This is a genomic window from Bacteroides xylanisolvens XB1A (genome assembly GCF_000210075.1).
Classification (GTDB): Bacteria; Bacteroidota; Bacteroidia; order Bacteroidales; family Bacteroidaceae; genus Bacteroides; species Bacteroides xylanisolvens.
In genome coordinates, this window is record NC_021017.1 from 959884 (window position 1) to 974008 (window position 14125).

A 14125-nucleotide genomic window follows, 5' to 3' on the forward strand; every position below is an offset into this window, starting at 1 on the left:
GAATATATTCTTGATGAATCAACCTTATACTCAAAACTAGAAAAGCTGCTGTTTAAATCCTTTACATTGTTATCACTAAACAATTTGTCCCGGTGTTTAAAAAAAACAGTGACACCATTGATCACAGGCACAAAGCCAAAAACTGTTTCCATCCAGTTTTTAAACTTTGTATAAGAAGTATATAGCTTAGCTTGGGGGATTCCACGAATACTTTCAGCAGCTAATATCACGCAATTATCTAACCTTTCATCAACACCTGAAGCTATTTCACCATAGATACCTTCATTTCCACCATTCATGCTTTTAAGCAATCGGTTTAACACATCAATAGGTCTTATTGCATCCACATAGATAGGGTTAGCTCGAGAAGTAAAGCGTGTCTCAAATTTGAAATTACGAAAATAAATATTGCCAGTAGAAGCATTAACTCTGTTAAATGTTACCTTCAAATCAAAAAATAAAGCCTGCCCTTTAGTCAGATGAATCTTGATGGATTCATTCAGATTACTTGGAGTAACATCCCCCTTATTATACCCCCATCTTTTCAACTCGACTAAACGACCATCTTCGTAACGCCCACCTAGAACAATTTCAGCTTTAGTTGTATACGCATCACTATAACTGATATAGTATTCAAAACTAAAATTCAATACTATATCAATGTCGGACAAGGCTTTAACAAATACATTTGGATCATCTTTCGATTCCTGTGGTGCATCATAAAACTCAAGAGGTGAATCCCGTGACGGAAGTTCACCACCTGAAATATATAAGGGAAGCGAATATGTTATAGCTTCTACATATATTCCTTTGTCAATTACAATATATTGCAAAGAAGCATCATTTTCTACAGTATTACCACCTAATGTATGCGGTTGACTATAATTCATACTTACAGAATCATAATAAAGCTGATATACATCTTTTATCTCATCTACCGAATATTCGTACTGCGTTCCTTTGTTAGCCTTTATGATATTAGCGACACTATCATCTATCGAATTAATAGAAACAGTATTTCCATCATAGGTCAATGAACCGAAATCCAGTCGGCAACTGAAGAATTCTTCATAAGTATGAGAATTAGTTATAGTATAAACAGTGATACTAGCATTAGAAGCCAGGTATTTGCTCAAATACTCCTCCAATATGAGATCATAGGCTTCTCCCACAAACTGGAATTTTGAAGTAAAGGTTCTAGTTATTCCTTCAAGTCCGGAGCGTTTACGGGAAAACTTTATTTCATCCCAATTCTGAATACAAGATTTGGGAATATCATAAGAAATACTATCAACGGTAAGTACATATTTACAAAGCATTTTAACTCCTTTTGAACGTTCACGAGCAAATATATAGAAAAAGCCAACCGGTTTCCCGATTGGCTAAATTCTTGAAAATCATGCTTTGCTAAAATGCAATATAACTATCTGTTTTTCAAAACAATATCTATACCAAGGAATAAAAAGGACTTTTCAATGTTCTCCATACTAATTTTACCTTTTCCTTTCAAAAAAGCATTCAAGGGGCTTTTGTTTATCCCTAAATGGTTAGCAAGTTCTACCTGTGTAATTCCTCTCTTTTTTAGAGCCTCGAGTATTGCTTCTCTAAACATAAATATAGAATATAAAGATTCATTTTTAATCTATCACTTTATCTGAATAATTAATATGTATAACGATATCTTTAGCTAAAGGAAAACTGTTCTTTTCGTACACGAAAATTTCTCTTCACTTTTGGAGCAAGAGTTTTTCTTAAATTGGCATCATTATCACAAACTAATTTCTTTTTCATAAATTCTCCTTTATTTAAGATGCAAATATATAATTCCTAAATGATAATTAGTCTCAAAATAGATACAAATTCAATCTCTATTATAATTATTTTTAGGAGAAACAATATTTAATCAGACATACACCATCCATTGTCCCCATTCCACTCCCACATAATTTGACCTTTAGAATCAGCGACAACACACAATTCACCATATTCACCATTATTTGCACTCTCACAGACTTCCTCTGCTGTTCCAGACAGAAGTATATACTTAGACCAATTAGGAATAACAAAATTAGGATCTTCAACAATTTCATTTATAAATCTGGATATCCGACTATCCAATAAATGATATATAGAACTATCTTCAGAAGAACACAGGTTCTTCAGTAAGCTATCTATTTCCCGAAGCTTAATATTAGCCCTTTTAATAGCCACTCGAATATCATGTACTTTTTTCTCGTTACTGACAATATGCAAACGTTCACGTTGGGCTTCAATATGATTTAGTATAATGTCCCTTTGTTGTATCAATTCTTCCTTTGAAAGATTCACGATACTTTCTTTATATCTTTCCGCAAAAGTTTTCATCATAAATATTGAGTTTGAAAATCACCTTTAATAATAATACCTTGAAATAACATACCCACCAAATAAAAATCACTATCTACCATATTCAATGCCGTTGTCAGTTTACTATGGGCATCAACAGAAGATATGCCAGGCATTATTACAATAGAGTTATCTGCAATTATTCTATATATGAATATCATAATTTATTTCCTTTCTATTCTTTAAACGTTTCTTTTATTCCATTTTTCAATAATTTCATTTTCATGCTGCTCAAATTGAGGCGCAAACGTAAAACCGTCGCTATTTTTCTTGCAAAATACAGTAATCTCTATAGCAGGATTTACATAGCAATTATCATTCTTACATGATAAACAGAGTGATGCAGGTAAATATTGACGTTCTAACACTGGTATTTCACCACAAAATGGGCATGGCAATATTACTTTTTTATTCATTTCTATCTTTAATTACTCCTTTTCAAACATACTAAAAAACCTATATCCATTCAGGCTTTACCACTTCGTATCTTTCTTTTAAGTACTCATCCGTTCTACCATCCGGGCGTTGTTCTGAATAGATTATTTGCCCCGAATCCCATTCAATATCAGACCATCGGAATCCGTCTTTTAACGGTTCGGGAGTATAATTTCGAAATATCAACATACCGCGTTCAGTACGTTCTATAATACTATCAGCGGTATCATATCCATCAATGCCATCCCACCCCGGTCGATTAGTCGGTCGGTAAATTATGCCATCTTCACGTGTCGGGTCAATGTCTGTGATTACTCCTTCATAACCAGAACAAGTTTCTATGAACTCTGCCCCAACATGAAGCCAGTATGGCAGTGTGAGCATTAGTGCGAGTTGCCGCTCTTTTTCTTCAGCAGCTTTCTTTTTCGCAAGCTGCATTGCTGCCCATCGAGCGCGTATCCTCAACACAGAGGAACTTACTTGCCGAAAAAGACGACAGGTGATTGTTTTGTATGGATCGAAATATATATTTTTCTTGTCACAGAAATATCGTAATCCATCAACAGGTTCAGCATCGTTGCAAAACTCGCAATCAGTGCATGATTTCTTTCTTCTTGTCATATTTAAAACTGTTACATTTCTTTGTTTTTATTAACTTAATACCTACTCAATAAGTTGTAAAACATTCGTTTCTTCTCAATGTATTTAAGTCCGTTCCTGCGAAGCCCCCTTTTAGTCCTGGACACAATCATTTGACAATCTCTAACGCCAACATATATGAAACACGAATGATGTCTTTTAGTTTCTTTAAAAGCCCACCAAATTGCTTCACGGCAATATCTGTAACTATCATTTTGAACACCTTCATAGCCTTTTCGCATTATGAAATGTCCAATTTCGTTAGCTTCTTCTTCTGAATAGCAAATTGTAAATATATTATTCATATCTTTATTATTATATATGTTCACTAAAATCCTTAATACGCACATCTATCTGCTTTACCACTTCCTGTAAGATGCTAATACATTCATCAACCGGATATTCAGCTAACAGATCGTCAATATTTTGAATGATATCATTGGCTGCAATACTATTACTCATCTATTCTGTTATTAGTTGTTTCCAAAATGGAAAACTCTGATTCATATTTAAAAATTGGGGTTCTCTAATGCTTCTGTAAGTTCTTCTTCAGTAATGCTCTCACAGATGTTTGAATCATCTATGTAAACATTATATCCAGTCTCATTGCGAGACACTTCCAATACACGAACTTCACCGGTTGGTGATTCTACTCTATAAATTGTTTTCATATTTTCTGAAATTAAAGGGTTAGAACATAGTATCATCACACACAATAGCGTCACCGGCTATATAATCATCGGGAAAAATAGCACTATTCATTAATGCAATCCGGGTAGCCTCAACATTCAACTCAAAGTGGAATTTACCCTCCTCATTCATTATCATTATTTTATTAGGGCAAATATCAATGACTTGAACATAGCCATTTACTAAACTCTGCGCTTCATTTAGGGTAAAGCAGTTCCCATTCACCGGAGAAATCTCAACTGTTTCTCCGGTAACTTTTAACAAAGTGGCTTTCATATGCTTACCCTTCTGTGGTTAATGTCAAACAGATACTTTCAAGCATATCTCCCTTTTGCTTTTCCAGTTCAATACGGCTTGTTAGCTGCTGTAATTGTTGAGAAAGCATTTTTATATTGGCAATATTACTCCCTTGATTAGTATGGGTGTTGAGGCTGTTATGTGTATCACCGATGAACTGATTAGCCTGTGCTATGAGGGTAGCAAGCTCTTGCCTGCTATCCTCTTTTCTCTTTGAGTAGTATTCTAATGAAGTCATATCAATACACGGTTACAAGGTTCTCAATTTTGAAGCTTCTAAACTCCTGCTTATCAACATCGAAGTAAGAGAAAGTTTTATAAGAAGGCTTTGTCATACGTTTACCCTTATTTGTTGCACCTGCAGGCACATTTTTAAGAGTACCGATAGCATAGCGAATACTGCCATTCACTTTCTCATAGGCGAATTTAACTTCACCGCTTCTCATTCTTTTAGCAAGTCTGTAAAGCTCCCACGCTTTTAGCAGACAATATTTCCAACTCTTTTTTGTTGTTGAAAGGAGGTGATGAGCATACTTCATCACTCTGGCTCTAAAATTAGACTTTGTTTCCATAATTCACTTTTTTTGGTTTGACTTTTATGTTATTTGGTATTGCAAATATAGTCAAAAGTTATGTAATAGCATAACTTTTTCAAAAGTTTTTTTTCTTCTGAAATCGAATTAAAACCTTATTTAACTCTAATAGGAAATCTCCTGAAGTATAAACTTCCGAGCAGAAGAAATACGACTTCTTACAGTTCCGACAGGAATGTTCAGGATTTCACTTATCTCATCATAAGAATACCCACTAGCATAATACATCACACTATCAATACAACGGGATTTTTTAGCACACCGTTGTATTGTGGAAACCAAATCATCAAACAGTATTGAATGAGCTGTACAGTTAGAAATGGCACTTCCGTCTACCATATCAAGCCCTGTAAAATGTATAAGGGAATTTCTATTGTATCTTATTATATAAGTATTCCTCATTATAATAAGGCACCACGGTTGAAGTGGTTTAGAACAATCAAATTTATCACGATTCACAAGTAGCTTATAAACTGTATCACCGGCTAAGTCTTCAGCATCTTGCATGGAACAGCAGAATTTTCTTGCCACCTTTAATATCCAAGGATATATTTCTGATAATTCCTTTTCAAAGTCCATTGTCAGCCCTCCTTATTAGGTGTATCTTCGGTTCGCCATTAATGCACCTTTCCACATATTTCCGGTGCATGATACTTTGTTCGTGCATTTCCTTAGCAGAACGCTCGATTGAACTAATAAGAGTGCCTATATCGGGGGGCAATAAGGCAATCATTTTTTTTACCTCGGACACTTCTGCTGTTATCCGATTACACTTCGTCTCTAATGTACGTAATTCTGACAATAAAACATTGTATAAACGCCTATTTATACAATGGATGCTGTTTTTTCTATTCATAAAAAAGTCGTTTGTGATTCTAAAGGAGATGTACAAACGACTGTATGAAATAATTCGCTTTAATTAAAAATTAATCGAATTACAGCATATATGTAATACCGATATTATCATGTGCTTCTTTTCCTAATCGATATTTCAACATCAGCTTGATGAACGATATTTGCGTAGACAGCAGCATTAATTACACGAGAATCAATACTCATTTTAAAAAATGTCATTAGAAAAGCAATCTCAGCATCAAAAGAAGAACGAATCTGTTCAGGAGTAGCCTTACTTCCTTTATGTTCCTCACTGCGTCTTTCCTCATTCCGTTTTTGCTCAAAAATTGCAGAATGAAGTAAATAATCAATCTTCGATATTACTTGTTCATCACTCATATTTCGGGTATCTACATTTAGTTGCCCCAATACCTGACGAACATCATCATAAAAGCCAAGAGAAACAAGAGCCTGACAAATACGAAGACTCAATAGTTTGGCACGTTCCTTCAGCATATCCTCTTTGTCCATTACCATAGCCTTCATATTTGAAGGATTAACAATACTTCTGTATTCGACAAGTAATTTAGACGCTATTTCTTTAAGCGTGCTTTCGGACATAGATTTGCAGTCCGAAAGCAAACAAACATAGTTTCCGCATGAAAGCTCAATGAAATCATTCAATGTTATTTGATTTAATCTTTCAATCATGACTATTTCAGTTTAGATAACTTATACAGTTCAAATTCACGGTTAGAAGCATCCTGACGCTGCATTTTAAGACTCTTCATCAAAAGGAAATTTGTTCTATCAACCCTTTTTTCTAATCGGGAATAATCATTGAAAACAATGGTATCACCGGAAGAAGATGCAAAATATGTCGGTGAAAATGTAGGAAAGTCCCAATCTGGCATATCAAAATTAGAGATATCTACCTTATCAACATCAGGAAAGACTTGCGCACCTTTAGGAATATCAACTAAAGTTGGAGTATCAGGAGTAATCCATGCTTTTCCAGAATACATGATAACTTCATGTTTACCGGCATCACCAACTAAAGCGGCACCGCCGGGATGCCTATCATTACCTTGAGTACCGTCTGCATAGGAAGGAATAGGAGTTGCAAGAATAGTTGCAACCTGAATTGCTCCCATGGCACCAATAACAATAGATAAAGGAATATTCGGTAAAGCTTCAGTTATTGCCAGTGCAGTGGCTATTCCAGCTTGAGCGACACTAGTCGCCTTTTCCCAAATGGCTTGTTTACGTGCCATTTCTTGTTTTTGTTTTTCAAGTTCAGCATTCTTAGCTTCAGTTCTTTCCTTGGCCGCACGCTTACGAGCTTCTGCTTCTTCTTCGGAGATTGCTCCCGAATCAGCTAGATTCTGTATTCGTTCTACATCCTTATCATATTTCTCATCATTAGCTTCCTGCTCTTCTTCTATTTTCTGAATCTGACCATCATAAATAGTAGAGACTAGATCACCAATAGCACCCACTGCTTGAGATGCAGTTTGAAGCCATTTTTTCAGATTCCTCTGACGTTCTTTCTGTGCTTTCTCATCCGCTTTAGTAACTTTATTGATAGCATCTATTTCCGCTTCTGCTTCTTGCTGGGAAAGGTCCGCTTTCAATTTCTGTAACTGCTCTGCAATCTTTGCCCTATCCTCTGCACTCAAATTTTCGTTTCGAAGTTCCAACTCCAACGCATCAATTGCAGCTTCGGTTGTTTTACGTACATAATCTAATTTTAACTGATACTCAAGTTCTGCATACTCTTGCTGGGTTATTTCCTTAGAAGCTAACTGTTTTTTAAGAGCAAGCGTATCCATAACATATGCAGCATCCCGGATTTCCTGCTCATGCGCTGCATTCTCTGCTATTAATAGCACCTGATCGGATGCATGTCTTTCGTAAAGTTCTTGTTTCTTTTTTGCATATTTGTCGTCAATGAGAAAAACATCTTCACCTGTTTTCTCTGCTGCATCAATTTCTGCTTCACGTTGCAATTCCAACTGGTGCAATTTCAAATCAAGTTCTTCCTGGGACCCCTTTTTTACAACAGCAAGAGCGTTCTCAACATCCTTCTTCTCACGATCAGAATTATACTTAATAGTAAACTCATCTAGCTTTTCCTGCATTTCCTTAGCTAAATTCTGACGTGTAGCAATTTCCTCTTTGCTATTACCCTTGACGGCAGCAATCTTCTTCGAGTAAGCAACACCAATTTTAGCAAGTTCTTTCTCCAGTCCCTCATCCATAAGAGCTAGTTCTGACTCCTGATAAGTTTCATGAATTTTCAGCTTCTCTTTGAGAGCTTTTTCCTGTTCACGTTTTTCTTTATCAGTAAGTACCTTTACTGAATTCCCCTTTGTACCACCATTCTCTTTCAAATCAATGGTATCAAGTTGTTCAATAAGAGATTCTGTTATTGATGAAATAGCCTTCTTACCTGCAGCAGCTTTAGTTGCAACATCGATCTCATCTTTAATGACATTATTTGTGCGTCTCCATGAGGTCAGAATTGTAAAGAATCCCCTGTCTTTCAATTCTCCTTCCAATTTCTTACGATTATCTATAGCTAATTGATAATCACTATTTTCATATTCCAAACGAGACTTCAATGTTTCAATATAATCCTCTTTAGCCTTTTTGGCCGCCTCATCAGCAGACATTCCTGAATTTATATATTCTTTATACAACCTCTGCATATTTCTAGCATTCTTCTCCAAAATATCAGATTTCATCATCTCTTTCTGTGCAAAGGCAACAGCCTTATTGTCTGCTTCATCTTGTAATTCAGAATACCCCTTCAGCTGTGTAGCAACATTCCTCAACCCTCTTGCCAGAAAATCCAGGACATCCTTCATTATACCCTTGGAATCATAGAAGGATAACATAAATGCTTCCCACGCAGAAGAAAGTCCCGCAATAGAACCTTTAACATTGTTACTCATGGTATCTGCCATATCTGCTAGTTCTTTATCCACGCCTGTAATTTGGTCCCTCAATGGAACAATTTTATCAGAAGCTGTAAGAAAAGCATTGAAAGCGGCGACACTCCGTTTATCTGTTAATTCTAAAGTTGTATTCAAATCTACACCTTGTTCTTTCAGTTTCTTTAAACCAGCAACCAACTCAGGCAATGTTTTTACAGGTTCTCCAAGTGCTTTAGCTAATTTGCCATTGCCATCAGCCAAATTCAACAAAATATTACGAGTGGCTGTTGCAGACATTGAAGCATCAAAACCTGCATCTGCAAGCTTTCCTAACAATGCCAAAGTATCTTCTATTTGGAAATTGAATGCCTTTGCAACTGGACCAACAATAGGCAAGGCGGTAGCTAGGTAAGAAAAAGATAAGGCACTCTTTGATGTAGCAACAGCCATAGCAGATACATAACGTTCTGTTTCTTTAGTGCTAGCATTAAACATTCTCAATGCAGCACCAGACAATGCGGCTGCATCCGAAAGTTCAGCTCCAGTTGCTTGTGCGAATCGTAATATGGCACCTGTCGAATCTAATATTTCACGACGTGTAAAACCTAATTTGGCTAATTCTATTTGTAGTTCAGTAGCTTGTGCAGCTGTATATTTCGTTGTTGCTCCTAATTGACGCGCATCAGTGGTTAATTCTTTGATATTGTCAGCCGTCGTACCTAAAATCGCTGCAAGTTTGCTATTAGCAAATTCAAATTCAACAATGGAACCAACGCCTTCACGCAGCTGCGTAAACATCTTAACAATCCCTCCAACAACAGCTTGTGCACCAATATATCCAGCAGCCCATCCTTTCAATCCTGCACTAACTTGGCTTAGCCCAGGAGCCATCTCCGTTTTAAGCATCCTTCCTGCATTCCGGGCAATAATACCCATATTCTGCATGGACTTATTACCGTTCTGTATCTCAACCCATGCAGCCTTTACTTCTTCCCGGTATGCACCAATTGTCATTTTCTGTTGACTATATCGATCGGAATTTCGCTTTATGTAATCAGTGTTGATTCCAATAGTAGAATTAAGACGGGCAAGTGTACGAATATAGTTTTCATCCGTATCTTTCAAAACATCAACAGCCTTTTGCAGCTGCTTATTCATTTCCTTTGCTTGTGAACGGCTATGTACTTCCTGATTAGTCAAGATAATAGCAGTTCTGATAAGTTTCAAACGTTCTTCTTCAGATAGAACAGCTTTCTTACGAGTAGCATTACCGGCATTCTGCGCTTTTGTCAAGTTAGCTTCTGCTTTAGCAGCCTTTTCCAAGGACACAGCATTATCCGAGTTTGCTTTGGTTAGTTTCTTCAGTTCAGCAGCAGATAATTTCTCTACATTTAGCTTTTCCTCTATCTTCTTACTGACAGTTTGAGTTATTTCAGACTGTCTTCTAAGGGCTTCGGTTAATTCAGCAGATGCAGAACCAGCCGTTTTTGCTTGGGTATTATAAAGATTACTCAACTTTTCAAGATCAGCAACGCCTTCTACATTTAGTTTCAAACCTTTTGCTAATTCTTTGGCCGCATTAGCATAATCAGCCCTCACACGCTCAATAGTATTATCAAGCTCCACCAATTTCTGCAAATCGCTCTCATCAACGAAATCTTTTAATTTTAAATCTGCCATAATTACAGGTAATGTCTATATTCAACAATCTTTCCTTTTATCTCAACTCCTAGTTTATCAAAAGCATAGGTACCATCTTCTTTCTGATAAACGACATACATGCAACCATCCAAGACAGCTGCTTTCTTTGCCAGATCACTGATACGTTCCAGTTCACTCTGCATCTTTTTTATTTCGCAACTACAAGCCATTTTCTACCGATATCCACATTCTGAAAAGAAACGTTCCATCCAGGGACGGAGATACATAATATTAAAGTACTCTTTAGCTGTATCACCAATGCCTAAAATCTGCTCACCGTATTTCTTCTCAATAGAACTACCGTCCGTAAATCCTTTCGTTGAGAATCGAAGCCCGGAATCAATTCTATCGGCAGTTATGCTATCATAGAAAGTACCAGTAATAAAGAGGTTAGGTACCTCAACCGGACGCGGTGGCAAATAAAGCATCTCACTTCTAAGAGGTGGAGTTATCCTCTCCTTCCATCGTTTATATTGTTCCGCACGGTTCTGCCAGGGACCGGGCTCGTTAAAATAGGTGTCAGTATCATAATCAGGATTCAATAGATGTTCAGTACCGTCCAGACCGGAATATAATTGCTCCTGAATGCAATCAACGAGCACATTCTTATGTTCTTCCATACACCTAATACATTCCTCTTCAAACCCGGATGCAATGGAATGAATAACTCTATGTAATTCATCAAAATCTGCCATACAGTAAAAATATAACGGGCCGGGCTGTAATCACACCCCAGCCCGTCGGTTACTTAGTTATCGCATCGTACACTTCCGAGAGCTTCTTCTTGCGGTCAGCTTCCTTCAGTTCCTGCCACACGACTTTAATGTGTGCATTAATAAACTCTTCCTTCGTCATGCCCTTCACAGCAACCTCGACGAACGTAACATTATCTACCTTCATGACACCTGCTCGATACCTCTAATTCCTTTTTCATACAATACAGAAGGAGCTTTCAACGAAGGAACCGCCCCGGCTTTAGGAACAATGGTAATGATACCATCCGAATATGTAGCAGAAGTTACGTTATTCATAACTTCAGCAGCACCATCAGCAATAAGACTGCCAAATTCTTCTGTACGGTCATAACCACCAACAACTTCAACTATTTTGTAAGTATTTTCGGCCTCCAACTTTTGAAACACAACATCAACCAAGCCTTTAACGAAATTCTTGGGATTGAAGTCTAACTGCACGTAGTCAAAGTGCAATTGGCTGTCTTCCACATCTTCATGTGAAAAACTAACAGTCATCGCAGACTTAGCACTACTGGTCGGGTACTGTGTCACGGTCGGGTAAACAGTAGACATCGGAATACCGGCAAGGATATCAGTGTCATCATTATAACCGATTAACATATTATCCTGATTCCAAAAGTAAACGTCCCATCCTTTATTGGCACATTTCAGAAGCTGGGCATTCAAAACCTCATCAAATTTCTTCAAAGTGAAGGTGTCTGTTTGAGCGCTAAGCCCGTTGTATTCACTTGCACCGTACCCTACAGCATTAACTTGGGGCTCTCCACCATTCTTGGCATACTCCAGAAATGGCAAAATAGGGTAAATACGCCCGGGACGGTCTGCATGGCACAATTCGAGCAACTTCTCACCTGTTATATCAGCAGGGAGTTTGACGCCATGTTCTGTCAAGATAGCACCTTTGACTTTTTTCCAGTCAATGCTACAAGCAGAACTACCAGTGTTCATCCGGGAACCCTTACACGTTCTAATCTTTCTCATTTTCTTCTACAATTAAGATTATTAATTTTTATTTCCATCGAGCGTATATTTATGGCATCAATCGGCTCGCTCACAGCCTCACCGGAATCTGTATAGGCTCCGTATCTGCCATATGAATAGTTTTCTGAATAACTATGTTTCACTTTTTCGTCATAGTCGCAGTCGAACCGAGAATCTTCATATAATACTTCCAATAAACGTTTATAGATTGGCCGAAGGATATTTTTAAAAGATGTGATTCTGCGCATCTCATTGCTCCACTCTTTACAAGAAGAACATGCTATAATTAACGAAACCTTTGCTTTTGAAAAATAATCCGCGTCACCTCTATCTTCACTTATTGGAGTGAATAGTGCAACCAATGGAAACTTCCTTTCAGACTGGGCAGAAGACTTACTGTATTCATCTAAAATATCTTTGATATATTGACTGCTACCGAAGATGTAATTCAATCTTGGGGACTTCACTACTTTAGTTCCCCCTTTCCCATTTGGATAGAGGATTTCAAGCCCTTCTGGAAGTTCCTTTACAATCTCCTCAAACAGTTCTGTTATATCTAAATCTATCATAAATTGAAAGCATTAATTGGGGTCAAAAGATTCTTGGTTATTTTCACATCAAAAGGACAATCATTCGACATAGCCCATTCAACAAACTGTTTGTTCTTCTCTACCATGCTATTCCATGTGCTTACTTGTCTCTTCAAAGGAGCTACATATTCATTAGCGCATTTCAAACGGACAAGCCCGGTTATTGTAGCCTGTGTGTTTGCGTCACGAAGAATATGATAAAAGACATAGTCAGCGAACGGTTCACACAACTTCTCGCACAATATTGCATATCCGGACTGGGGTTCTTCTTTCTCTTCTGAAATATCAACTTCATTTGAAGAATCTTCCTTTTCCCGTTCAATAAGCTCCAAATAATCTGTGATAGCTTGGGAAAGAGTCACACCAACAACATTCCGGAGAAATTCGGGCTGAAATGCCTTAATATACCCATTTATCACCTCATTCACAGCAAGAGATTGGGGCGAAGGCATTTCAGCGACCGAAACATTCTCAATATGCCTGGGACCTGACATAAAATATGAAACATCAATCAACATAGCGATAGTTATTTAGAAGTCTTGCCTTTCCCGGTTTTCTTTTCATCTTCCACGGAAACGGCTTTATCATCTGTAACAGTTACCTCCTTGGCATCTTCCTCTTGCAAATCTTTTGAATCGGCAACCGGAAGATTCTTTTCATCAGAAGGCACCTGTACTTCAAGTTCTGCAATGCGAGCTTTCATTGTTTCACGCTCTTCTGTCAGTTCAACAATTGTCTTATCTTTCTCTGCAATGGATGCAGTAAGCCTGCCAATCTCTTCATTTTTCTCTGCAAGCATACATTCCAATGTCTTTCGGGCATCTTCTTCTGTAACAAGACCACATTCGGAAATAGGGATGAGTTGAATCATCCCTCTATTAATCCGAATGCGTTGCTCTTTAAGCACATTGGTTACATCCTTATCGTTACCTCTAAGTATGTAATCCATAATCCTACGCTTTAGTTATTGCAGTCTTCAATGCGGCCAAATCCCCATAAGCGAAAGCCCATGGCATATAAATCGGGAAGATAACTTCTTCTTGTGCCATCAGCACAACCTCGTTGCAAAGCTTGGTCTCCACATCTTCAGCCCATTCAAGTGTCAAAGTGGTATAATCAACCAAATTTGCGGCTTGGTTGAAGTCACCCAAAAGATACTTACCGGGAAGAATACCACCGTACTCGATAATCGGGCGACCGGCAATATATTTCACCCCATCAACCATTTTAACGATACCAAGATTACGTCCTGTCGTATCTTTCTCTGATTCCATACCGTTAACAGT

21 protein-coding genes and 1 pseudogene are annotated in these 14125 nt (G+C 37.5%); all 22 read right to left on the reverse strand.

Annotation, left to right across the window (positions count from 1 at the left end; genetic code table 11):
* Positions 1-1319, reverse strand: a 1319-nt coding sequence (locus BXY_RS03920; RefSeq protein ID WP_208946911.1) for a hypothetical protein, incomplete at its 3' end; no start/stop codon positions are given.
* A 104-nt stretch (positions 1320-1423) separates the two neighbouring features.
* A complete protein-coding gene (locus tag BXY_RS03925; RefSeq protein WP_015531256.1) occupies positions 1424-1612 on the reverse strand; it encodes a helix-turn-helix domain-containing protein in 189 nt (62 codons plus the stop codon).
* Between the two features lie 287 nt (positions 1613-1899).
* Entirely contained in the window at positions 1900-2367 is a 468-nt protein-coding gene (locus tag BXY_RS03930; RefSeq protein ID WP_008765941.1) for a hypothetical protein, read from the reverse strand.
* The gene (locus BXY_RS03935) at positions 2364-2546 is read right to left on the reverse strand and encodes a hypothetical protein (RefSeq protein WP_008765942.1); all 183 of its coding nucleotides are present in this window, start codon (positions 2544-2546) and stop codon (positions 2364-2366) included. The genes BXY_RS03930 and BXY_RS03935 overlap by 4 nt, the downstream gene beginning before the upstream one ends.
* A 21-nt stretch (positions 2547-2567) precedes the next feature.
* Positions 2568-2801 (reverse strand): Lar family restriction alleviation protein, encoded by a 234-nt coding sequence (locus BXY_RS03940; protein WP_008765943.1) that lies wholly within the window; start codon positions 2799-2801, stop codon positions 2568-2570.
* 40 nt (positions 2802-2841) lie between these two features.
* Entirely contained in the window at positions 2842-3441 is a 600-nt protein-coding gene (locus BXY_RS03945; protein ID WP_007759746.1) for a hypothetical protein, read from the reverse strand.
* Between the two features lie 333 nt (positions 3442-3774).
* Positions 3775-3921, reverse strand: coding sequence for a hypothetical protein (locus tag BXY_RS03950; protein ID WP_007759743.1), 147 nt, complete (start codon positions 3919-3921; stop codon positions 3775-3777).
* Between the two features lie 47 nt (positions 3922-3968).
* The gene (locus BXY_RS03955) at positions 3969-4130 is read right to left on the reverse strand and encodes a hypothetical protein (RefSeq protein WP_007759742.1); all 162 of its coding nucleotides are present in this window, start codon (positions 4128-4130) and stop codon (positions 3969-3971) included.
* A gap of 19 nt (positions 4131-4149) precedes the next feature.
* Positions 4150-4425 carry a DUF3846 domain-containing protein gene (locus BXY_RS03960; RefSeq protein WP_008765945.1) on the reverse strand — a complete coding sequence of 92 codons (276 nt, stop codon included), beginning with the start codon at positions 4423-4425 and terminating at the stop codon, positions 4150-4152.
* A 4-nt stretch (positions 4426-4429) separates the two neighbouring features.
* The gene (locus BXY_RS03965; protein ID WP_008765946.1) at positions 4430-4684 is read right to left on the reverse strand and encodes a hypothetical protein; all 255 of its coding nucleotides are present in this window, start codon (positions 4682-4684) and stop codon (positions 4430-4432) included.
* A gap of 1 nt (position 4685) precedes the next feature.
* Entirely contained in the window at positions 4686-5018 is a 333-nt protein-coding gene (locus tag BXY_RS03970) for an SH3 beta-barrel fold-containing protein (RefSeq protein ID WP_007759739.1), read from the reverse strand.
* 126 nt (positions 5019-5144) lie between these two features.
* Positions 5145-5618, reverse strand: a complete 474-nt coding sequence (locus BXY_RS03975) for an RNA polymerase sigma factor (RefSeq protein ID WP_008765947.1) — start codon at positions 5616-5618, stop codon at positions 5145-5147.
* Between the two features lie 384 nt (positions 5619-6002).
* On the reverse strand, positions 6003-6584 hold the full coding sequence (locus BXY_RS03980; RefSeq protein WP_008765948.1) for a hypothetical protein: 582 nt from the start codon (positions 6582-6584) through the stop codon (positions 6003-6005).
* Positions 6585-6586: 2 nt separating this feature from the next.
* Positions 6587-10492, reverse strand: coding sequence for a phage tail tape measure protein (locus tag BXY_RS03985; RefSeq protein ID WP_008765949.1), 3906 nt, complete (start codon positions 10490-10492; stop codon positions 6587-6589).
* Between the two features lie 2 nt (positions 10493-10494).
* A complete protein-coding gene (locus tag BXY_RS03990; protein WP_004311558.1) occupies positions 10495-10656 on the reverse strand; it encodes a hypothetical protein in 162 nt (53 codons plus the stop codon).
* A gap of 30 nt (positions 10657-10686) precedes the next feature.
* Positions 10687-11208 (reverse strand): hypothetical protein, encoded by a 522-nt coding sequence (locus BXY_RS03995; RefSeq protein WP_004300282.1) that lies wholly within the window; start codon positions 11206-11208, stop codon positions 10687-10689.
* Between the two features lie 49 nt (positions 11209-11257).
* On the reverse strand, positions 11258-11413 hold the full coding sequence (locus tag BXY_RS04000) for a hypothetical protein (protein ID WP_004300280.1): 156 nt from the start codon (positions 11411-11413) through the stop codon (positions 11258-11260).
* The gene (locus BXY_RS04005; protein WP_008765950.1) at positions 11410-12249 is read right to left on the reverse strand and encodes a hypothetical protein; all 840 of its coding nucleotides are present in this window, start codon (positions 12247-12249) and stop codon (positions 11410-11412) included. The genes BXY_RS04000 and BXY_RS04005 overlap by 4 nt, the downstream gene beginning before the upstream one ends.
* Entirely contained in the window at positions 12246-12818 is a 573-nt protein-coding gene (locus BXY_RS04010) for a hypothetical protein (RefSeq protein WP_008765951.1), read from the reverse strand. The genes BXY_RS04005 and BXY_RS04010 overlap by 4 nt, the downstream gene beginning before the upstream one ends.
* A complete protein-coding gene (locus tag BXY_RS04015) occupies positions 12815-13357 on the reverse strand; it encodes a hypothetical protein (protein ID WP_008765952.1) in 543 nt (180 codons plus the stop codon). Before BXY_RS04015 ends, BXY_RS04010 begins: the two co-directional genes overlap by 4 nt.
* A gap of 8 nt (positions 13358-13365) precedes the next feature.
* Positions 13366-13788: a hypothetical protein gene (locus BXY_RS04020; protein WP_004300271.1), complete on the reverse strand. Its 423-nt coding sequence runs from the start codon at positions 13786-13788 to the stop codon at positions 13366-13368.
* Positions 13789-13792: 4 nt separating this feature from the next.
* A pseudogene (locus tag BXY_RS04025) lies at positions 13793-14125 on the reverse strand (phage major capsid protein); the annotation flags it as partial.